19 protein-coding genes are annotated in these 19,614 nt (G+C 59.7%); 14 read left to right on the top strand and 5 right to left on the bottom strand.

Annotated features, from left to right (window positions below):
* The first annotated feature begins 164 nt into the window (after nt 1–164).
* Nucleotides 165–968 carry an SDR family oxidoreductase gene (locus ACODS3_RS14950; protein WP_489034986.1) on the top strand — a complete coding sequence of 268 codons (804 nt, stop codon included), beginning with the start codon at nt 165–167 and terminating at the stop codon, nt 966–968.
* A 75-nt stretch (nt 969–1,043) separates the two neighbouring features.
* The gene (locus tag ACODS3_RS14945) at nt 1,044–1,337 is read left to right on the top strand and encodes a YciI family protein (protein WP_201016943.1); all 294 of its coding nucleotides are present in this window, start codon (nt 1,044–1,046) and stop codon (nt 1,335–1,337) included.
* A 6-nt stretch (nt 1,338–1,343) separates the two neighbouring features.
* Here ACODS3_RS14945 and ACODS3_RS14940 read toward each other — a convergent pair whose 3' ends face one another.
* From ACODS3_RS14940 to ACODS3_RS14925, 4 genes are all read right to left on the bottom strand, one after another.
* Nucleotides 1,344–2,171, bottom strand: a complete 828-nt coding sequence (locus ACODS3_RS14940; protein WP_489034984.1) for an NAD-dependent protein deacetylase — start codon at nt 2,169–2,171, stop codon at nt 1,344–1,346.
* A gap of 47 nt (nt 2,172–2,218) precedes the next feature.
* Entirely contained in the window at nt 2,219–3,052 is an 834-nt protein-coding gene (locus ACODS3_RS14935; RefSeq protein ID WP_304574651.1) for a TIGR03915 family putative DNA repair protein, read from the bottom strand.
* Complete coding sequence (locus tag ACODS3_RS14930; RefSeq protein ID WP_201000358.1) at nt 3,049–4,269, bottom strand: putative DNA modification/repair radical SAM protein; 1,221 nt, start codon at nt 4,267–4,269, stop codon at nt 3,049–3,051. Before ACODS3_RS14930 ends, ACODS3_RS14935 begins: the two co-directional genes overlap by 4 nt.
* Nucleotides 4,270–4,337: 68 nt before the next feature.
* Entirely contained in the window at nt 4,338–5,210 is an 873-nt protein-coding gene (locus ACODS3_RS14925) for a LysR substrate-binding domain-containing protein (protein WP_489034981.1), read from the bottom strand.
* 247 nt (nt 5,211–5,457) lie between these two features.
* Here ACODS3_RS14925 and ACODS3_RS14920 point away from each other — a divergent pair, with 247 nt between their 5' ends.
* From ACODS3_RS14920 to ACODS3_RS14865, 12 genes are all read left to right on the top strand, one after another.
* Nucleotides 5,458–6,297, top strand: a complete 840-nt coding sequence (locus tag ACODS3_RS14920) for a transporter substrate-binding domain-containing protein (RefSeq protein ID WP_374004983.1) — start codon at nt 5,458–5,460, stop codon at nt 6,295–6,297.
* A gap of 57 nt (nt 6,298–6,354) precedes the next feature.
* Nucleotides 6,355–7,194, top strand: coding sequence for a transporter substrate-binding domain-containing protein (locus ACODS3_RS14915; protein WP_489034979.1), 840 nt, complete (start codon nt 6,355–6,357; stop codon nt 7,192–7,194).
* Complete coding sequence (locus tag ACODS3_RS14910) at nt 7,191–8,612, top strand: FAD-binding oxidoreductase (RefSeq protein WP_489034977.1); 1,422 nt, start codon at nt 7,191–7,193, stop codon at nt 8,610–8,612. Before ACODS3_RS14915 ends, ACODS3_RS14910 begins: the two co-directional genes overlap by 4 nt.
* Nucleotides 8,609–9,826, top strand: a complete 1,218-nt coding sequence (locus ACODS3_RS14905) for an aminotransferase class I/II-fold pyridoxal phosphate-dependent enzyme (RefSeq protein ID WP_489034975.1) — start codon at nt 8,609–8,611, stop codon at nt 9,824–9,826. The genes ACODS3_RS14910 and ACODS3_RS14905 overlap by 4 nt, the downstream gene beginning before the upstream one ends.
* Entirely contained in the window at nt 9,823–10,557 is a 735-nt protein-coding gene (locus tag ACODS3_RS14900) for an amino acid ABC transporter permease (RefSeq protein WP_489034973.1), read from the top strand. Before ACODS3_RS14905 ends, ACODS3_RS14900 begins: the two co-directional genes overlap by 4 nt.
* Nucleotides 10,547–11,335, top strand: a complete 789-nt coding sequence (locus ACODS3_RS14895; protein WP_489034971.1) for an amino acid ABC transporter permease — start codon at nt 10,547–10,549, stop codon at nt 11,333–11,335. Before ACODS3_RS14900 ends, ACODS3_RS14895 begins: the two co-directional genes overlap by 11 nt.
* The gene (locus tag ACODS3_RS14890; protein WP_489034969.1) at nt 11,322–12,158 is read left to right on the top strand and encodes an amino acid ABC transporter ATP-binding protein; all 837 of its coding nucleotides are present in this window, start codon (nt 11,322–11,324) and stop codon (nt 12,156–12,158) included. The genes ACODS3_RS14895 and ACODS3_RS14890 overlap by 14 nt, the downstream gene beginning before the upstream one ends.
* 30 nt (nt 12,159–12,188) lie before the next feature.
* Nucleotides 12,189–12,782 (top strand): cysteine dioxygenase family protein, encoded by a 594-nt coding sequence (locus ACODS3_RS14885; RefSeq protein ID WP_201016952.1) that lies wholly within the window; start codon nt 12,189–12,191, stop codon nt 12,780–12,782.
* Nucleotides 12,783–12,824: 42 nt separating this feature from the next.
* Complete coding sequence (metC, locus tag ACODS3_RS14880) at nt 12,825–15,584, top strand: cystathionine beta-lyase (RefSeq protein WP_489034967.1); 2,760 nt, start codon at nt 12,825–12,827, stop codon at nt 15,582–15,584.
* A gap of 278 nt (nt 15,585–15,862) precedes the next feature.
* Nucleotides 15,863–16,612: a zinc ABC transporter ATP-binding protein AztA gene (gene aztA / locus ACODS3_RS14875; RefSeq protein ID WP_201016954.1), complete on the top strand. Its 750-nt coding sequence runs from the start codon at nt 15,863–15,865 to the stop codon at nt 16,610–16,612.
* Nucleotides 16,609–17,478, top strand: a complete 870-nt coding sequence (locus tag ACODS3_RS14870; protein ID WP_201000371.1) for a metal ABC transporter permease — start codon at nt 16,609–16,611, stop codon at nt 17,476–17,478. Before aztA ends, ACODS3_RS14870 begins: the two co-directional genes overlap by 4 nt.
* Before the next feature lie 12 nt (nt 17,479–17,490).
* Nucleotides 17,491–18,384: a metal ABC transporter substrate-binding protein gene (locus ACODS3_RS14865; RefSeq protein ID WP_201000373.1), complete on the top strand. Its 894-nt coding sequence runs from the start codon at nt 17,491–17,493 to the stop codon at nt 18,382–18,384.
* A 69-nt stretch (nt 18,385–18,453) separates the two neighbouring features.
* On the opposite strand, the gene ACODS3_RS14860 is transcribed toward ACODS3_RS14865, so the two are convergent.
* The gene (locus tag ACODS3_RS14860; protein ID WP_489034965.1) at nt 18,454–19,602 is read right to left on the bottom strand and encodes an aldose epimerase family protein; all 1,149 of its coding nucleotides are present in this window, start codon (nt 19,600–19,602) and stop codon (nt 18,454–18,456) included.
* Nucleotides 19,603–19,614 lie beyond the last annotated feature (12 nt).

Below are 19,614 nucleotides of genomic sequence, written 5' to 3'. Positions count from 1 at the left end.
GATACTAGCATTTCTTCCGTACCGAGTCCACCCGCAAAGGGGCTGGAGGGGCGAAGCAATATCGTCCATGTTGATCGCACAGTTTCCGGTGCGCGTATGCCAACGGCTGAATCGCAACTTTACTGCGAGTGGCCAAGTAACGCCTTGACTTTGGGGAATGATAAATGAGCAAGACAGTTTTGATTACAGGCGCATCATCTGGTTTTGGGCTATTGCTCGCCAGACAGCTTTATCAACAAGGCTTCAATGTTATCGGCACGAGTCGCGAGCCGCACAAGTATGCAGCTCAGGTTCCGTTCAAACTCTTGAAGCTCGATATCGATGATGATCATTCGATAAAGTCTTTTGTGACGGAGTTGTTTCAGCATACCCGGCAACTGGATGTATTGGTCAATAACGCCGGTTATATGGTCACGGGCATTGCAGAAGAAACACCCGTCGAATTGGGGCGTCAGCAACTGGAAACAAACTTCTGGGGAACAGTGAAAGTCACAAATGCCCTTTTGCCGCATTTCAGGGCGCAGAAGCAGGGCAGGATTATCACCGTCAGTTCGATTGTCGGTTTGATCGGGCCACCCAATCTGTCTTACTACACGGCGTCGAAGCATGCCGTACAGGGCTATTTCAAATCCCTGCGTTTCGAGTTGAACCCGTTCAACATCAAGGTCAGCATGGTTGAGCCGGTCTGGTTCAAGACCAACCTTGGCCACAACGCCGTCACCGCAGAAGACACCTTCATCACGGATTACAACGCATACCGCACGCAAGTGAGGGCTGCGACGCAGAAAGGTATCGACGGCGCTGAGGCTCCCGACAAGGTTGTCAAGACCATTACCCGTCTGATCCACGCCAAAGAGCCAGGATTCAGTAACCCTGTGGGCAAGATGACCCGCATGATTCTTTTCCTGCAAAACTATGTGCCCAGGATGTTTGAAAGCGCGATCCTGAAAAGCGTTAAAACAGCTTGAACAATAGAGTCGAAGTCAAAGAGCGGGAAGCATGGAAGCTTCGCCCTTGAGTATTATTCCTGAGAGTATCTGATCATGAAGTATTACTTGTGCAAGTTCATTCCTCCGCGTGCGGATTTTCTGGCAACCATGACGGCCGATGAGCAGCAATGGATGAAACAGCATGGCGAGTATCTGAATGCGCTGCTTGAAGATAATGTGATTGTTGCACACGGCCCGGTCATCGATGAAAGCGGTGGTTATGGTGTTTCGCTTTATCAGATTGCCGATGATCAGGATATTGCGGCTTTTACTGCCGAAGATCCTATTGTAAAGAACGGGGTCGGCCACTACGAACATTACACCATGCTTCATTTGAAGGCCCGCTGATCACAACTAAAGCAAACGCTCTACCAGCATCGGCAATACCTGCTCGCACGAAGCCTCGATCTTCATGTGTAGCAAGTCGTCTGCACGGGTCTTGCCCTGATTGATCGCAATGACGGGTTTGCCCTGTTCGACCATCGCCTTGCACAACCGAAATGCCGACCAGGCCATCAATGAGGTGCCGACCACCAGCAGTCCATCGGCCTGCTCGACACTTTGCGTGGCTTTGGCGGCAGTATCGGTTGCGACGTTTTCACCAAAGAACACCACGTCCGGCTTCAGCCGCTGGCCATCGCAATGCGGGCAATGGGGTACCTGAAAGTCAGCCTCGAAAGACGAGTCCAGCAGGGTGTCGCCATCAGGTGCCTGTATGGCGTCGACCCCGGAGAGATAAGGGTTCTGTGCGAGCATGATGTCCTGGATCGTGGCGCGGTCACTGCGTTGATGGCAGTCCAGGCAATAGACGCGATGCAGGCTGCCATGCAACTCGATCACGCCATGGCTTCCCGCCTGATCGTGGAGCGCATCGACGTTCTGGGTAATGAGCCCGCTGATGTTGCCACTGGCCTGCAAACTCGCCAATGCCCGGTGCGCGGCATTGGGCTCAGCCTTGCGGATACGCGGCCAACCGAGCATCGCCCGCGCCCAGTAACGCTGTCGTGCGCTGTGTTCCTTGAGGAATTCCTGATACATCATCGGCTGCTTGCCACGCCGCACGCCATCCTTGTCGCGATAGTCAGGAATGCCCGACGCCGTGCTGATGCCTGCGCCGGTCAGGGCAAGGAGCGGCTTGTCGGCCAGGGTCTGGAGCAGGTCGCGGATCGTGTTGTCCAGCATCGTCGGACCTCTAACGGAGGGTTCAGGTCGAGGTTACCACCAATCGTTTACCGGCCAATCCTTTTACCAGGCCTTGCTCCAATATCACTGGCCTGACCATCCTTTTGTTTGCCGGTTCTGGCCTGGGTGATCAGCGCGGGGATCAGCGGGCCTTCAGGCAGGGTTTTCCAGAAGCGCGAAGGCATATGACCTTGCATGACCTTGGGGTTCAGGCGTGCGGGGTTGAAGATGTGGCTGTAATAGGTCAGCCACAGATCGCCGTGGGGGTCTTCTACCTGACGGGCCAGCTTTTGCCAGACCTCGGGGCAGCGCCGTTCATGGATCAGTTGTGTGCCATCGTAATAAACCCCGTCTTTTGGGGTGGCGATCATCCAGCGATGCTGGCCCATGCGGCCGATGAAGTGCTGGCTTGCGCTTTCCAGAATGTCATGGGCCGGTTCGTGCCAGGCCACGTATTCGGGTTGTAGCAGATCGCAGGCTTCGCTTGAGGCAGGAAGTGCCACAAAGCGCAGGAAGGCATGTAGGTGATGGGCCTCACGGCCAATGGTCTTGAGGCGTCGATGCAGTTCGCTGCCCAGCTTGTCACCCGCCAGCATGGCGGTCCGGTCGCCATGGCTGACCCGCCACAACACTTCATACAACAGGCTCCAGCGCTGATCGCCCCGATAGCAGGCCGCGCTTTGCAGCAAATGCAGCAACTCCAGCGGTACGCGCGCCTGAAACGGCCCTTGTTGCTGCGGGATATCTTCATCGCTGGAGAAAAGATCCGCAGCGCTGCCAGCCTTCCAGCTGACCCGGCTGGGATCGATTTCATGGCTCAACAGCCAGCGTGCCTGCTGGCGCCAGGTATCGAACAGGTCATCGCAATCCAGGCAGATCATCCCCAAAGCCCCAGTTGTTGAGGTTGCGGCCTATCCCGCAACTGGTGATGCAGTTGTTCGCTGCTGCTGTCGGCCTGGGACGGATGGTAATCGCTGGTGATGATGAACGGCCTGGCTTTGGCCAGGACGCAGCGCAGCCGGGTCAGGTCCTCATAGCGAATGCGCCGTTGCCTGCGCAGTTCGACCAGCCGTTGGGTGGTGCGGATGCCGATGCCCGGAATACGGGCGATCAGGGCCGGTTCGGCGTTGTTCAGGTCCAGCGGGAAGACCGCACGGTTGCTCAAGGCCCAGGCCAGCTTGGGGTCGATGTCCAGCGCCAGATCGCCCGGTCCATTGAGCAGTTCAGTGGCAGTAAAACCGTAGCCGCGCAATAGAAAGTCGGCCTGATACAGGCGGTGTTCGCGCAGCAGTGGCGGTGCGGCCAGTGGCACGCTGTTCGGGCTGTTGGGGATCGGGCTGAACGCCGAGTAATAGACCCGGCGCAACTTGAAGTTGCTGTAGAGCGACTGAGCACTGTGCAGGATGGTGCTGTCATCGGTGGCGTCGGCCCCCACGATCATCTGGGTACTTTGCCCGGCGGGTGCGAAACGCGGGGCACGTGGCTCGTTGAGCACGGTCTGCTCGCCGGTGTGGATGGTTTTCATGGCCAGCTTGATGGAGGCCACGTCCTTTTCCGGTGCCAGGGTTTGCAGGCTGGCATCGGTTGGCAGCTCGATATTCACGCTCAGGCGATCGGCATACAGGCCTGCTTGTTCTATCAGCGCCGGATCGGCATCGGGGATGGTCTTGAGGTGGATATAGCCCCGAAACTCGTGTTTCTCGCGCAGCAGCCGGGCGACCTGCACCAGTTGCTCCATGGTGTAGTCGGCGGACCGGATGATGCCGGAACTCAGGAACAACCCGCTGACACAGTTGCGTCGATAGAAATCCAGCGTCAGGGTGACGACTTCTTCAGGGCTGAAGCGAGCGCGGGGCACATCGCTGGAGCGCCGGTTGACACAGTATTGGCAGTCATACAGACAGAAGTTGGTCAGCAGGATTTTCAGCAGCGAGACGCAGCGACCATCGGGCGTGAAGCTGTGGCAAATGCCCATGCCGGTAGTCGAGCCAAGCCCCGTCTTGCCTTGTGAACTGCGCTTGGGAGCGCCGCTGCTGGCGCACGACGCATCGTATTTGGCAGCGTCTGCCAGAATGCTGAGCTTGTCGATGAGCTGCATGAAAAATACCGATACTGTTTTTATATACAGTATAGGGTTAAGTGACTTACCACAAGCTCGGAATCAGGCTACAGGCCCTGACTGGTCCGTATCAGATCATAGGCCTTGCGGGCCAGTGGATTAACGGTGTTGGGCCGAATCCACAAGTGATAGGTCACGTTGGGCAGGCGCGGCAGGCCATCGTTCTCACCCAGTACGCGCATGTCCGGCCCGAGCATTTCCATGCTGCGCGGCGTGACGCCGAGGCCTGCACGAGTGGCGGCCTTGATGCCGATCAGATTGGACGCCAGATAAGCCTGCCGCCACGGGATATTGGCGGCTTCCAGAGCCTGCAGGGCATAGCGCCGATAGATGCTCGGTTCATCCACCAGAATCAGCGGCAGCGGTTCGTCCGGTACATGGATGTATTGCGCGGAACAGATCCACCACACAGGCGAAGTACGCAAGGCAAAACCTTCCAGGGTCGGGTCTTCACGGGTGGAAATCACCATGTCCATCTTGCCGCGATGCAGGTCTTCCATCAGAAACGGGCTGCGGCCCACGTCGATTTCAAGGCGCAGGCGTGGAGCCGAGCGGGCGATATGGCTCAGCAGCGGCGGCAGAATGGTGTCGGCGATGTCATGGGGCGAGCCGATACGCAGCACGCCACTCAGGCTGCTTTCACGCAACGAGTTCAGGGCGTCGTCATTGAGCGACAGCATCTGCCGGGCATGACGTAGTAACTGTCGGCCCGGCTCGGTCAGTTGCTTCTGGCGACCTTGTTTCTGGAACAGGCTGACACCCACTTGTTGCTCCAGACGCTGCATGTGCTGAGTGACCGAGGACTGGGTGCGTGACAGCTGCATGCCAGCCTCGGCAAAGCTGTGATGATCGACCACGGCGACAAAGGTGCGCAGCAGTTCCAGGTCGAGAGTCGAGGTCGGGCTTGATGGGGCGGTCATGGTGATCTGTGCTGAATTCATATCAGGGGTTCAGGCAAATACATTACGTAATTTTATGTTTGATGTGGTGTTTTTTCTGCGCGTTTTAATTTTATCCAATGAATACTGGGTTTTTGTTGGCGGTTGAGCTGGCTCTGTATGGAAAGTTATAACCATATTTGATATTTGAATTTCCGTTAACAGGCAACGATCCGTAATGTCCCGGCATCAGGTCGGGGAACTCCGATCATTTGCCTGGGGAATTTACATGCCGACTCGCTCATCCGTTTCACGTTTCTTCCCGGCCATGCTGGGGCTGTTTGCCGGTCTGGCGGTCAGTGGTTCGGCACTGGCCGATGCCACCCTGGACAAGATCCAGGAGCGTCATCGTCTGGTGGTGGGCGTGTTGTTGTCCGGCGGGCCTTTCGGCTCCATCGATCCGGCGACCCAGAAACCCAAGGGCGCGAACGTGGATCTGGCCGAAGACATCGGGCGTCGCCTGGGTGTCGAGGTGGAGCTGGTGTCGGTATTGACTGCCAATCGCGTGCAATTCCTGCAACAAGGCAAGGTCGATCTGTTGATCGCCAATATGGAGTGGACCCCGGAGCGCGGCCAGATACTCGGCTCGGTGCCGACGCCTTTCTACAAGGTGGGCGGTACAGCCGTTGTACTCAAGGACAGCAAGATCAACCGTTGGGAAGACCTCAAGGGGCAGCCGGTCTGCACCTCTCAGGGCAGCAGCTACATCAAGCCGCTGACCGAGTTCGGTGCAGAACTGAAAGCCTTCAAGAGTTCTGCCGAATCCTTGCTGGCGCTGCGCGGCAATAATTGTGTCGCGGCCGTGCATGACGCCACGCTGATCAATCCACTGCTGGCCAGCAACGAAGAGTGGAAGGGCTACCGCGCCATTCTCCCTGAGCTGAACCCGGCACCTTCCGTGATCTGGACCCGTATCGGCGAAACCGATACCCAGGCGCGTCTGGACAGCATCGTCAAGGACTGGCATCGCACCGGCTGGCTGATCGAAGTCGAAAAACGCCACAACATCACGCCTGCATCCCCGGCACTGGTCGAGCTGCATGAGCAGTTCAAGGCCAAGGGCGCCTGATCTTTCTCCCATTTCCCTGCCGACGCGCATAGCGTCGGCCATTCAAGGAAGGCTCCCATGAGCAGATTTTTTACAGCCAAGACGCTGACCGCACTGGGGTTGATCCTGTGCGCCGGGCTGGCCAGTGCCGACGCGACACTGGACAAGATTCAGGAACGCCACAAGATCAGCATCGGCGTGATCCTCAGCGGTCCTCCGTTCGGCACCATCGATCCGAAGACCGGCGAGCATCTGGGCTACAACGTCGAGTTGTCGAAGGAAATCGCCAAGCGCCTGAACGTGGAGCTGGAAACCGTATCGGTGCTGGCTCCCAATCGCGTGCAGTTCTTGCAGCAGGGCAAGGTCGATCTGTTGATCGCCAATATGCAACTGACCGAAGAGCGTGCGCAGATTCTCGATTACGTGCCCACGCCTTACGAGGAAGTGGGTGGCGCAGCGTTGATCCGCAAGGGCGCGGGCATCAGCAAATGGGAAGACCTCAAGGACAAGTCGGTGTGCGTGTCCCAGGGCAGCAACTTCATCAAACCGTTGCAGGAAGTCTACGGCGCGCAGATCAAGGCGTTCCGCAGCCAGTCCGAATCTCTGCTGTCGCTGCGCGGCAATGGCTGTGTGGCGGCCGTGCATGTAAGCCCGACCATGCACACCCTGCTTGGCGAGCCTGAGTGGTCCGGTTTCGAGATCCCCCTGGCCACTGACCTGATTCCGTCCAAATCCGTGATCTGGGTGCGCAAGGGCGAGAAAGACATCCAGGCCCGCCTGGACGCCATTGTTCGCGACTGGCATCGCAGCGGCTGGTTGATCGAGCTGGGTAATCGCACCGGCATGGCGCCGTCCCAGGCCTTGCATGATCTGCATGAGCAATATCGCAATGCAGCGCCGCTGGCTGCCACGCCATGAGTGATGGGCTGTTCCAGGCATTGCAGCAGCTGCTGGGCGACAGTCATGTGCAGACTGGCGAACAGGCCCGTGAGCGCTTGACTGACAAGCAGGGCCGCTATGTCGGGCAAGTGGTCGCGGTGGTGCGTCCTGCGGATACCCGACAGGTCGCCGCCGTGGTGCGTTTGTGTGTCGCCCATACTGCACCGGTGGTGGTGCAGGGCGGTAACACCGGCCTGATGGGCGCTGCAACGCCGGATGCCAGCGGCAAGGCGGTGCTGTTGCTGCTGGAGCGCATGAACCGTGTGCGTGAGATCGACACCGATAATGACACCCTGACTGTCGAAGCCGGTTGCATCCTGCAAAACCTGCAAGACGTAGCTCGCAAGGCTGACCGCCTGTTCCCGCTCAGCCTGGGCGCGCAAGGCAGTTGTACCATCGGCGGCAACCTGGGCACCAATGCCGGTGGCAACGCCGTGCTGCGTTATGGCAATACCCGCGAACTGACGCTGGGGCTTGAAGTGGTCACAGCCCAGGGTGAAATCTGGGAAGGGCTACGCGGCCTGCGCAAGGACAATACCGGTTATGACCTGCGGGACCTGTTCATCGGCAGCGAAGGCACGCTGGGCATTATCACTGCCGCGACCCTGAAACTGTTCCCGCTGCCCAAGGCTCAGCTCACCGCATTCCTGGCCTTTGAGTCGCTGGCCCAGGCGGTGCGTTTTCTGTCCCACGCCCGTGCAGGGTTTGGAGCAAGCCTGACCGCTTTCGAGCTGCTTTCGGCCGACTGCCTGACCTTGCTGCGTGAACAGTTTCCCCAAGGCCCGCAACCCTTCAGCCATGCTGAGCATCCCTGGTTCGCTTTGCTGGAATTGTCCGATAACCACAGCGAAAGTCATGCGCGGCAGAGTTTTGAAGAAGTACTGAGCGATGGTTTCGAAGCCGGGCTGCTGGCCGATGCTCTGGTGGCCGAAAGTCTGGCCCAGAGCCAGGCGCTGTGGCAGTTGCGCGAGAACATGAGCGATGCCCAGCGGCGTGCCGGGCGCAATATGAAGCACGATATCTCGGTGCCGATTTCCCGGGTCGTGGAGTTTGTGACCCACACCGATGCCTTGTTGCAGCAGCACTTTCCCGGTGTGCGCAATTTCACCTTTGGCCACCTGGGCGACGGCAACCTGCATTACAACGTCGCGCACCCCACTGGCTCCACTGTCGAGGCGCATATGGCTCGTTACGCTGAATTGAGCGAACGGGTACATGACAGCGCCCACGCCCATGGCGGCTCGATCAGCGCCGAACATGGCATAGGCCAGCGCAAGCTGGGCATGCTGTCCCGTTACAAAAGCCCCGTGGAACTGGACTTGATGCGTCGCATCAAGCAGGCCCTGGACCCGCACAACCTGCTCAATCCGGGCAAGGTACTGGAGACCCGAGCATGAGCATCGGCTTGTCAAAGCGCGTGCAGCGCGTCTCATTGTCGGCCAACGCCGCCGCCAAATCCCGGGCCACCGCCTTGCGCGATGCCGGGGTGGATATTCTCGACCTGACCACCGGCGAGCCGGATTTCGACACCCCTGAACACATCAAGCAGGCGGCCTTCAAGGCCATTGCCGCCGGTGCCACCAAATACACGCCGACGCCCGGTGTGCGGGCCTTGCGCGAGGCGGTGCAAGGCAAGTTGCAGCGCGAAAACGCTCTGGACTACCCGCTGGCATCCATCGTGATAGCCAACGGTGCCAAGCAGATCATCTTCAATGCGTTCGCCGCGACCCTGAATGACGGCGATGAAGTGCTGGTGCCTGTGCCGTACTGGCCGTCGTTCCCGGACAGCGTACGTTTCAATGGCGGTGAGCCAGTGTTCATCGAGTGCGGCCTGGAGCAAGGCTGCAAGCTGACCCCGACGCAACTGGAACGCCATATCGGTGAGCGCACGCGCTGGCTGATCCTCAACGGGCCGGGTAACCCCAGTGGTGCGGTGTATAGCGAGGCAGAGCTGTTGGCGCTGGCTGACGTGCTGCGTCGTCATCCGCACGTGCTGGTGCTGCTGGACGAGTTGTACGAGCACATTCGTTTCGACGGGCAGCCAGCCCGGAGCCTGCTCAATGTCGCGCCGGACCTGCAGCCTCGCTGCCTGCTGGTGGGCGGTGTTTCCAAAACCTACGCCATGACCGGCTGGCGGGTCGGCTTCGGGGCCGGGCCGCAAGAACTCACCACGGCCATGGCAGTGGTGCAGTCGCAATCGACTTCCGGCGCGTCATCGATAGGGCAGGCCGCAGCATTGGCGGCGTTCGAGGGCGGGCTGTCGTTTCTGCCGGAGCAGGTAGCGGCGTATCACCAGCGCCGTGACTTGTTGGTTGAAACCCTGAGCGCGGTGGATGGCCTTGAAGTGCTGGTGCCGCAAGGCGGCTTCTTTGTCTTTGTGCGTTGCGCCGGATTGCTGGGTCGTTATCGCCCTGACGGCCAACGGCTGGAAAACGATGCCGATGTGGTTGCCTGGCTTCTGGAGTCCGGCGTGGCCGGTGTCGCGGGCAGCGCTTATGGTTTGTCGCCGTGGTTTCGCCTGTCGATTGCTACAGCCACCGAAACCGTGATCGAAGCCGGGCAGCGTATTGCCCGTGCCTGTGCGCAGTTGAGTGTGGGGGAGGCGCCATGAGTCACTGGCTGGAGTCGTTCGTGCAGTGGACGGCCGGATTTGGCCTGAACTACGCCTTTCTGCTGGATGCCTATCAGCGCGGCACGATGGTCGACGGGGCGTTTACCACCTTGCTGCTGTGCCTGCTCACCATCATTGGCAGCTTGCTGGTCGGTGTCGCCCTGGCGGCCATGCTCACCTCGGGCAAGCCCTGGCTGCGTTCGCCAGCCAGAGTATTCATTGAAGTCACCCGCAATACGCCGACGCTCGTGCAACTGTATTGCGCCTTTCTGGTGTTGAACATGCTGTTGACCCAGGCCGTCGGTGCAGCCAATCCGCTGACACCTTTTGCCTGGGTCGTGATCGTGATTTCCCTGCACAAGGGGGCTTTCCATGCCGAAGCCTTGCGGGCCGGTATCGAAGCGGTGCCTTCCGTGACCCTGGAAGCCGCCAGCTCTCTGGCTTTCAACAGTCGCCAGTTGTTGTGGAACGTGCAATTGCCACTGGCCGTGCGCTTTGCCTTGCCATCGCTGATCAACAACCTGATCGATCTGGTGAAGATGACAGCCGTGGCCTCGGCCATTGCGGTGGGGGATATCACTTATGCCGCGATCATGATCTGGACCCAGAGCGATAACGTGCTGGAACTGATGATCCTGATCCTGAGCTTTTTCGGTTTGCTCAGCTTTGTCGTCAACTGTGCAGGGCGTGCCCTGGAATCACGCCTGAGGATGCCCGGCTATGGCCATTGATTCATCGGTTGCCGCGCCCGTCGCGTGGCCACGTCGCCATTTACTGGCGCTGACGCTGGTTGCTCTGACGGTTGTCTGGTTGATTTTCGGTGCCCCGGACAGCCCGGTCTTTCTGGCATTGATGCAGTGGTCGCCCGCTCTGGCGGTGGGGTTTGGCCAGAACATCCTGATCAGTCTGGTTGCCATTGGCCTGGGGACGGTGTTCGGGCTGCTGGTCGGGGCGCTGGGGATGTCGCCTTTCTGGCTGCTGCGCCTGCCTGCACGGATCTGGATACAGATCTTTCGCAATGCGCCCTGGCTGGTGCTGATCTACTTCACCACTTATGTGTTCCCGTTCGAGATCAAGATCGGCAGCACGTATATCTCGTTTCCCGACTGGGTGAAGGTCACTATCGGCCTGGCATTGCCAGCCAGCGCCAATGTCGCGGAAATCTTCCGGGGTGCCGTGGCGTCGATCCCCAGCACGCAATGGGAAGCGGCGCGCTCGCTGGCCTTCACTCGCGCACAGATTTTCACCTCGATCATCCTGCCGCAGTGCTTCAAACGCATGCTGCCGCCGTGGATGAACCTCTACGCGGTTATCACCATGGGCACCGCACTGGCTTCGCTGGTGGGTGTGCATGACGTGATCGATACCGCACAGATTGCCAGCAATACCGTCAACCAGACCGGTTTCACTGTGATCATCTATTGCAGCCTGCTGGTGCTGTTCTTTGCCTATTGCTACCCGATTTCCCGTCTGACCCAACGCCTGGAGCGACGTTATGCCTTCTATTGATTCTGGCGCCGAGCCTCTGGTCAGTCTGCGCGACCTGCACCTGTCATTCGGCAGCAACCTGGTGCTCAAGGGCATCGATCTGGATGTGCAGCGCGGTCAGGCAGTGTCGATCATCGGCCCGTCCGGTTCGGGCAAGTCGACCATTCTGCGCTGCATCACCGGGCTGTTGCAGACCCAGCGCGGCACCATCCGCGTGGGTAATACCGACGTTCATGCCCTGACCCGCGAAGCGGAGCGTATCGAGTTGCGCAAGCGTGTGGGTTTTGTCTTCCAGCAGTACAACCTTTTTCCGCATCTGTCGGTGCTGGAAAACCTGGTGATTGCCCCGCGCAAGGTGCTGGGGATCGAGCGCGTCGAGGCCGAGAAGCAGGCGCGTGCCTTGCTGGCCAAGGTGCGCATGGAGCACAAGGCCGATGCCTATCCGGGGCAACTGTCCGGCGGTCAGCAGCAGCGGGTTGCGATTGCCCGTGCCTTGACCATGCGCCCGGAACTGATCCTGTTCGATGAAGTGACCTCGGCCCTGGACCCGGAAACCGTCGGCGAAGTGCTGACCGTGATCCGCGAGCTGACCGAGGAGGGCATGACCTGCGTACTGGTCACCCACGAAATGCGTTTCGCCGAAGAAATCAGCGACGTGGTGTATTTCACCGAGAACGGCCTGATCGTCGAGCATGGCAGCGCCGAGCAGATTTTCCAGCACCCGACCAGTGAGCGGACCCGCGAATTCCTGCGCCACGCTCTGGGAGATACCGGGCGCCGTGCGCCGGTGTCCTCCGACCCGTTTGCACTGAGCAATATCAGCCGTTACAGCCTGTCCGTATAACTAAAATTGAACCCCACCGGGAGCTACCTGATGAGCAACGCAAACCGAACCCAAGTGATTGAAAGTTTTCTGCAGCAGATTCGTGCCATCAACCAGCGCGGCGTAGACCGCGAAGCGTTGAAGGAAATCATCGCGCTGCTGGAAGACTTGGCCGGGCGCCATGACCTGTTCAACTTCACCGCATTTCCTTCGCCGGTGCCGGGGCAGGGTGAGACTGCTTTTCGCTATCGCCTGAACGATGATGGCGAAACTCCGACCCTGTACATGAACTCGCTGCTGCCAGGCAAAAGCACCTTGCCGCACAACCATGAAACCTGGGCGGTGATCGTTGCCGTGCAGGGCCAGGAGATCAACTACGTCTGGGCGCGTACCGACGATGGCAGCGACCCGGCCTTCGCTCGTCTGGAGCTGGAAAAGGAAGTCATCGTCCAGCCAGGCACGCCCATCGGTTTCCTGGGCGAAGACCTGCATGGCATCAAGGTCACGGGCGAAGAGCCGACCTTGCACTTCCATCTGTATGGCCGGCCGCTGGAATCGCTCAACGGGCGTTTCGGTGTCAATGAAGAAGGCCGTGTCCTGAACTACAACGCCTCGCAGATGGCGCCGTCGATTCGCGCCTATTGATCGTCGGCACAGGTTTCCCAATTCACTTTTATGAGCCACCCCATGAGCCAGACCACCACCGCGGCCCAACTGCAACAATGGCTGTTCGACGGGCAGGAAATTGCCCTGTTCGACCTGCGCGAACATGGCCAGTATGGCGAAGCCCATCTGTTCCATGGCGTCACGCTGCCCTATAGCCGACTGGAGCTGGATATCCGCCGCCTGGCCCCCAGCCCCGACGTGCGGCTGGTGATCTATGACCAGAATGGCGGCGATGTTGCGGCACGCGCTGCCTTGCGACTTGAAGCGCTCGGCTATCGCCACGTGCATATTCTTGAAGGTGGCGCCGATGGATGGCAGGCCGCAGGTCTGCAACTGTTTGCGGGTGTGCATGTGCCGTCCAAGGCTTTTGGTGAGCTGGTGGAAGAGGCGCGCCATACGCCGCACATCAGCGCCACCGAACTGGCGCAGCGTCAAGCTCAGGGCGAGTCGCTGGTGGTGCTGGACGGCAGACCATTCGACGAATACCGCAAGATGACCATTCCAGGTTCCGTATGCTGCCCCAATGGCGAACTGGGTTATCGCCTGCCGGAACTGGTCAGCGACGAACACACGCCGATCATCGTCAATTGTGCCGGGCGGACCCGCAGCATCATCGGCGCGCAGACGCTGATCGATCTGGGTGTCAAGAACCCGGTCTATGCACTGGAAAACGGGACACAGGGCTGGTATCTGGCCGATCTGCAACTGGAACACGGCAGCACCCGACGCTACCCGGATGCGGTATCGCCCGGCTCGTTGACCCGTCAACGCAATGCCGCACAGGCGCTGGCCGAGCGGGCAGGCGTGCAGACGGTCAGTGCCGAACAGGTCCGGGGCTGGGCCGCTGATAGCAAACGCAGCCTGTTCCTGTGCGATGTGCGCACCGCCGAGGAGTTTGCGGCAGGAACATTGGCTGGTGCGCAACATACGCCGGGCGGCCAGTTGATTCAGGCGACGGACTTGTATGTCGGCGTGCGTCAGGCGCGGCTGGTGCTGGTGGACGACGAAGGTATTCGTGCGCCGATTGTTGCCAGTTGGTTGCGGCAGTTGGGGCACGATGCCTATGTACTGGCTGATGGCGTGAGCAGTGGCTTGTCGTTACCTGTTGCGCAAGCTGATGTGACGCCGGGCTTGCCGGGCATCAGCGTGCAACGGCTGGCCGACGCCTTGAAGGATCAGGCCATGGCACTGATCGATCTGCGTTCGAGCACACACTTTCGCAAAGGGCATATCGAAGGTTCACGCTGGTCGATTCGCCCGCTGCTGGCTGCTGCCGTGGCTGAAGAGTCCCGGCCTCTGGTGTTGATTGCCGATGATCCGGCTCTGGCGCAATTGGCGGCCGAGGAATTGCCACAGGCGCAGCGTCAGCAGGTGCGTCTGCTGGACGGCGGGATCAAGGCCTGGCAAACCGCCGGGCTGGCGCTGCGCGAAGATAGCGCCAGTCTGGCGGACGAGCAGTGCATCGATTTTCTGTTCTTCACCCATGACCGGCATTCCGGCAACAAGGACGCTGCCCGCCAGTACCTGGCCTGGGAAATCGGTCTGCTGGGGCAGATGACCGAGCAGGAAATTGCCAGCCTCAAGCCTTTGTCCGCAAAAAAGCCTGAGCGCCCGTCACATAACCCCTTGGTCAAGACCCGGCTGATTCATGCCGCGCGTACGGCCAAGGGCAGTGGCGTGCGCGGGGTGAATGTACCGGTTTCGCGCATGAGCACGGTGCTGTTCGACAGCCTCGGGCAGATGCGCGATATCCGCAAACGGCGTGATACCGAGCGCCTGTTGAGCTATGGCGCGCGGGGCAATCCGACGGGGTTTGCGCTGGAGGATCTGGTGACAGAGCTGGAGGGTGGCTATCGCACCCGCTTGTTCAGTACCGGCCTTGCAGCAGTGGCGCAGACGTTCCTGGCCTATCTGCGCCCCGGCGATCATGTGCTGCTCACCGATGCGGTGTACTCGCCCGTGCGGCGTGTGGCCCGTGACTTCCTTGAGCCATTCGGCATTCAGGTCAGTTACTTCAGGGCTGACGGGCAAGGGCTGGAAGCACAATTGCAGGCCAATACCCGCATGGTCTACACCGAAGTGCCGGGCTCGTTGCTCTACGAACTCTGTGACTTGCCGGCCATTGCCGCGCTCTGCAAACCACGAAACATTCTGCTGGCGGTAGACAACACCTGGGGCTCGGCCTACCTCTATCGACCGCTGGAGCTTGGGGCGGACATTTCCATCATGGCCTTGACCAAGTACCTGTGCGGTCATAGCGATGTGGTGATGGGCAGCGTCTGCACCCGTGAAGAAGTCTGGCAGCCGCTGGGAAGGATGAGCGACACCTTCGGCAATGCGGTCAGCCCCGATGACGCCTATCTGGTCCTGCGCGGTGCCCGCACCCTGGCTTCACGCATGGAAACCCACGAACGCCAGGCCCTTGAAGTCGCGCACTGGCTGAACGAACAACCGCAAGTCCGCCGCGTGTTCCATCCAGCCTTGCCGGACCACCCCGGCCACGCCCTGTGGAAGCGCGACTTCACCGGCAGCAACGGCTTGCTGTCCTTCGAGTTCGAGTCTTCGGACCCAGGCCAGTTGGAACGTTTTATCGGTGCCTTGCAACTGTTCGGGCTCGGCGCTTCATGGGGCGGCTACGAAAGCCTGATCACCGTGGCCACTGTCAGCGATCGCGACAATGAGGCCGACAAATTGCTCAACCCGGTGCTGCGCCTGCATATCGGGCTGGAGGATGTATCGGCGTTGATCGAGGATTTGCAGAGGGGGTTTGGGGAAGGATGAAAGCTGCAAGTTTCAAGCTGCAAGCCTCAAGTCAAAAGCCTCAAGTCAAAAGCTTGTAGCTTGTAGCTTGCAGCTCACCTAAACGTTATTTCATAACAAAATACCGGTGGCCGTGTAATACTGTAACGAATCGTTGCAGGCTACTCTCCCGTGAAAGCTCCTCGCGCTCCCTCTGTAGCAGGTTCCGTTCTGGCTCAATCGGCCTTGAAGCGGGTCCTGTTGGCTCTCGGTATTTTGCTGTTGTTATGGCTGGCCATCGCCTGGTCGGTGGCTATTCCATGAGTGCGGCCATTGCTCTGGACAATCTGACTGTCGCTTACGAACGCCGTCCGGCGGTGCATCACATCAGTGGCCGTTTCGAGGCGGGCAGTCTGACCGCTATCGTCGGTCCCAATGGCGCTGGCAAGTCCACGTTGATCAAGACCATTGCCGGGACCATGAAGCCAGCGGCGGGGCGTGTGGATCGAGGCCGGCTGGCGACTCATACCCTGGGTTATCTGCCTCAGGCGGCCGAGATAGACCGCAGTTTCCCGTTAAGCGTGGCCGATACCGTCGCCATGGGCGCATGGCGCAGCATCGGCCCGTTTCGTGGCCTGACTCGCAACCATGCCAGGCTCACTCATGATGCGCTGAAAACCGTGGGCCTTGAGGGGTTCGAGGGGCGCAGTATCGGTTCCCTGTCGTCCGGGCAGTTCCAGCGGGTGTTGTTTGCACGGCTGTTATTGCAGGACGCCTCGGTGATTCTGCTGGACGAGCCTTTCACCGCCATTGATGCCCGCACCACCCGCGACCTGCTGGAGCTGGTCCGGGTCTGGCACGGCCAGGGACGCACGGTGATCGCGGTATTGCACGATATCGATCAGGTCCGTCAGCACTTTCCGCAAACCCTGTTGATGGCCCGAGAGGCGATTGCCTGGGGGGCGACGGCCGAGGTGTTGAACGATGCGAACTTGCGGCGTGCCCGCAATATGGCCGAGTTCTGGAGTGCGGATGCTCAGGTCTGCGATACCGAAGGTGAGCATTCATGATGCTCTATGCCACGCTGATCGAGCCTTTTGTCGAGTTCGGTTTCATGCGCCGCGCTCTGGTGGCCTGTCTCGCTTTGGGGATCGGTTCCGGTCCGGTGGGTGTGTTGCTGATGCTGCGACGCATGAGTCTGGTGGGCGATGCCATGAGTCACGCGGTCCTGCCGGGCGCGGCGCTGGGTTTCATGGTGGCAGGCCTGTCGCTGCCGGCCATGGGCATTGGCGGCTTGATCGCCGGTCTTGCGGTGGCCTTGCTGTCCGGGCTGGTCAGCCGCCTGACCGCCTTGCGCGAAGATGCCAGCTTCGCCAGTTTCTATCTGACGTCACTGGCCGCCGGAGTATTGATCGTCTCCATGCACGGCTCCAGTGTCGATCTGCTGCATGTGCTGTTTGGCACCATCCTGGCCATCGATGACAGCGCGATCTATATGGTCGGCGGCATTGCGTCATTCACCTTGATCCTGTTGGCCGTGATCTATCGCCCGCTGGTGCTTGAGTGTTTCGATCCGGGTTTCCTGCGCGCTGTCGGCGGGATGGGGTCGCTGTACCACGTGCTGTTTCTGCTGCTGGTCGTGCTGAACCTGGTGGCGGGCTTTCAGGCGCTCGGCACCCTGATGGCGGTGGGCATGATGATGCTGCCTGCGACTGCTGCGCGATTCTGGGCAACGTCACTGAGCGCCCTGATGCTGATTTCGACGGTATTGGCGACCCTCTCGGGGCTGATCGGCCTGATCGTTTCCTATCACCTTGGCGTGGCTTCCGGGCCATCCATCGTCCTGACTGCCAGCGTCTTTTATGGTTTTTCCCTGCTGTTCGGGCGCACGGGCATCTTGCGTCGACTGTTTCCAAAACCCCACCTGGCCAACTGAAAAGGGCATGTCATGAAACGATTGATGATGTTGAGCTCAATGGCGGCGATTGTGCTGTCGGCGTTTGCAAGTCTTGCCCAGGCCAAGCCTCTGGAGGCGGTGGCTTCGTTCACGGTGATTGCCGACATGGTCAGTAACGTCGGTGGCGAGCGGGTTCACGTGACGTCGCTGATCGGCCCCAATGGCGACCCTCATGTTTACGAACCCACCCCGCGTGATGCCCAGGCCCTGAGGAGTGCTGATCTGACGTTCGTCAGCGGCCTGCATCTGGAGGGCTGGATGGACCGCCTGATCAAGGCGTCTGGCTACAAGGGCCAGCCGGTCGTGTTGTCCGATGGCATCAAGACCCGTTACATGCAGGAGGACGGCAAGCTCATCACCGATCCCCATGCCTGGAACAGCGCCGCCAACGGTGTGATCTATGTGCGCAATATCATTGCCGCGCTCAAGAAGGCGGACCCTGAAGGTGCCAGCGTCTACGAGGCCAATGGTCAACGCTATATCGTGCAATTGCAGCAACTGGACCTCTACGCCAGGGACCAGATCCAGTCGGTGCCCGAGTCGAAGCGCAAGATCCTCACTTCCCACGATGCGTTCGGTTACTTCGGTGATGCCTATGGTGTGACATTCCTGTCGCCCTTGGGTTTTTCCACTGAGTCGCAAGCTTCGGCTGCGGATGTCGCAAAACTGATCCGCCAGATCAAGAGCGAACACGTGACGGCCTATTTCTTCGAGAACTCCGGTGACCCGCGTCTGGTCAAGCAGATCGCCGATGCCAGTGGAGCGCAGCCAGGTGGTGAGCTGTACGTCGAGGCCTTGTCACCCGCGGATGGCCCGGCGGCTAGCTATGCGCAGATGTTCCGCTATAACGTCGACAAGCTGACGGCGGCGATGAAGGGCAAGTGATTGGGGGCAGTTCAACTGTGTGGGAGCGAATTCATTCGCGAATGTATTCGCTCCCACAGCCCTGTGAAGTCAATGATTCAGGAACTTGAAGATGGTGGTCTGGGTGTAAGCCTTGCCAGGGTCCAGTCGCGTACTGGGGAAGGCGGGCTGGTTGGGCGCATCGGGGTAGTGCTGTGTTTCCAGGGTGAAGGCGCCCCAGTGCGGGTAGACCTTGCCGGCCTTGCCATGGATGCTGCCGTCCAGAAAGTTGCCGGTATACAGCTGCACACCAGGCTCGGTGGTGAACAGTTGCAGGTGACGACCTGACTGCGGGTCACTGACTTCTGCCGCAATTTTGCTGATGTCACCCTTTGTGTCCAGCACCCAGTTGAAGTCAAAGCCGCCTTGCTTGGGTTCAGCGTACTTGAGCTGTTGATGGTCGGCATTGATGTTCTTGCCGATGGCCGTTGGCTTGAGGAAGTCCATTGGCGTGCCGGCCACCGGGGCCAGTTCACCGGTAGGGATCAGCTTGTCGTTGACCGGCGTGTAACGGGAGGCGTGCAGGGTCGCCACCTGCTGGAGAATATCGCCGTTGCCAGCGCCCGCCAGATTGAAATAGCTGTGGTTGGTCAGGTTCAGCACCGTGGGCTTGTCGGTGGTGGCACGGTAGTCGATCTTCAGCTCGTTCTGGTCGTTGAGGCTGTAGGTGACTTCTGTCAGCAGCGCGCCGGGAAACCCCATCTCGCCATCGGGCGACAGGTAGCTCAGTTTCACTCCGACCGAGCCATTGCTCTTGATGCTTTCTGCTTTCCAGATGCGCTTGTCAAAACCCTGATTGCCGCCATGCAGCGCGTTGGTCTTGTCGTTGAGCGGGATGTGGTAGGTCTTGCCGTCCAGCTTGAATGTGCCTCCCGCCAGACGGTTGCCGAAACGGCCGATAGTCGCACCGAAATACACGGTGCCATTGGCCTGATAACCCTGCACGTCATCGAAGCCCAGAACGACGTCTTCGACCTTGCCGTTCCTGTCCGGCACCTTGAGCGCTTGCAGGGTTGCGCCGTAGGTAATGATGCTGGCTTGCAGGCCATGACTGTTGTGCAGGGTGTACTTCTCGATGTGCGTGCCATCGGGCAGTTTGCCGAAGGTGCTATGTTCGCTGGACAGTGCGGCGGCTTGTGCGGTCAGGGTAGAGATCATCAGTGACAGTCCAAGGCTGCTGAGAAGAGCGTGATTTTTCATCTGTTCTACTCA

The organism is Pseudomonas sp. FG43 (assembly GCF_057809175.1).
Note: the sequence above shows the minus strand (reverse complement) of the source record. Positions and strands in the feature narration are given on the sequence as shown.

Excerpts from the sequence above, each read along its gene's own strand:
- ACODS3_RS14930 (WP_201000358.1), bottom strand. The coding sequence starts at position 4,269 with ATGCAGCTCATCGACAAGCTCAGCATTCTGGCAGACGCTGCCAAATAC.
- ACODS3_RS14910 (WP_489034977.1), top strand. The coding sequence starts at position 7,191 with ATGAGTGATGGGCTGTTCCAGGCATTGCAGCAGCTGCTGGGCGACAGT.
- ACODS3_RS14860 (WP_489034965.1), bottom strand. The coding sequence starts at position 19,602 with ATGAAAAATCACGCTCTTCTCAGCAGCCTTGGACTGTCACTGATGATC.
- ACODS3_RS14920 (WP_374004983.1), top strand. The coding sequence starts at position 5,458 with ATGCCGACTCGCTCATCCGTTTCACGTTTCTTCCCGGCCATGCTGGGG.
- ACODS3_RS14945 (WP_201016943.1), top strand. The coding sequence starts at position 1,044 with ATGAAGTATTACTTGTGCAAGTTCATTCCTCCGCGTGCGGATTTTCTG.
- ACODS3_RS14950 (WP_489034986.1), top strand. The coding sequence starts at position 165 with ATGAGCAAGACAGTTTTGATTACAGGCGCATCATCTGGTTTTGGGCTA.
- ACODS3_RS14890 (WP_489034969.1), top strand. The coding sequence starts at position 11,322 with ATGCCTTCTATTGATTCTGGCGCCGAGCCTCTGGTCAGTCTGCGCGAC.
- metC (WP_489034967.1), top strand. The coding sequence starts at position 12,825 with ATGAGCCAGACCACCACCGCGGCCCAACTGCAACAATGGCTGTTCGAC.
- ACODS3_RS14940 (WP_489034984.1), bottom strand. The coding sequence starts at position 2,171 with ATGCTGGACAACACGATCCGCGACCTGCTCCAGACCCTGGCCGACAAG.
- ACODS3_RS14925 (WP_489034981.1), bottom strand. The coding sequence starts at position 5,210 with ATGACCGCCCCATCAAGCCCGACCTCGACTCTCGACCTGGAACTGCTG.
- ACODS3_RS14900 (WP_489034973.1), top strand. The coding sequence starts at position 9,823 with ATGAGTCACTGGCTGGAGTCGTTCGTGCAGTGGACGGCCGGATTTGGC.
- ACODS3_RS14895 (WP_489034971.1), top strand. The coding sequence starts at position 10,547 with ATGGCCATTGATTCATCGGTTGCCGCGCCCGTCGCGTGGCCACGTCGC.
- aztA (WP_201016954.1), top strand. The coding sequence starts at position 15,863 with ATGAGTGCGGCCATTGCTCTGGACAATCTGACTGTCGCTTACGAACGC.
- ACODS3_RS14870 (WP_201000371.1), top strand. The coding sequence starts at position 16,609 with ATGATGCTCTATGCCACGCTGATCGAGCCTTTTGTCGAGTTCGGTTTC.
- ACODS3_RS14915 (WP_489034979.1), top strand. The coding sequence starts at position 6,355 with ATGAGCAGATTTTTTACAGCCAAGACGCTGACCGCACTGGGGTTGATC.
- ACODS3_RS14935 (WP_304574651.1), bottom strand. The coding sequence starts at position 3,052 with ATGATCTGCCTGGATTGCGATGACCTGTTCGATACCTGGCGCCAGCAG.
- ACODS3_RS14865 (WP_201000373.1), top strand. The coding sequence starts at position 17,491 with ATGAAACGATTGATGATGTTGAGCTCAATGGCGGCGATTGTGCTGTCG.
- ACODS3_RS14885 (WP_201016952.1), top strand. The coding sequence starts at position 12,189 with ATGAGCAACGCAAACCGAACCCAAGTGATTGAAAGTTTTCTGCAGCAG.
- ACODS3_RS14905 (WP_489034975.1), top strand. The coding sequence starts at position 8,609 with ATGAGCATCGGCTTGTCAAAGCGCGTGCAGCGCGTCTCATTGTCGGCC.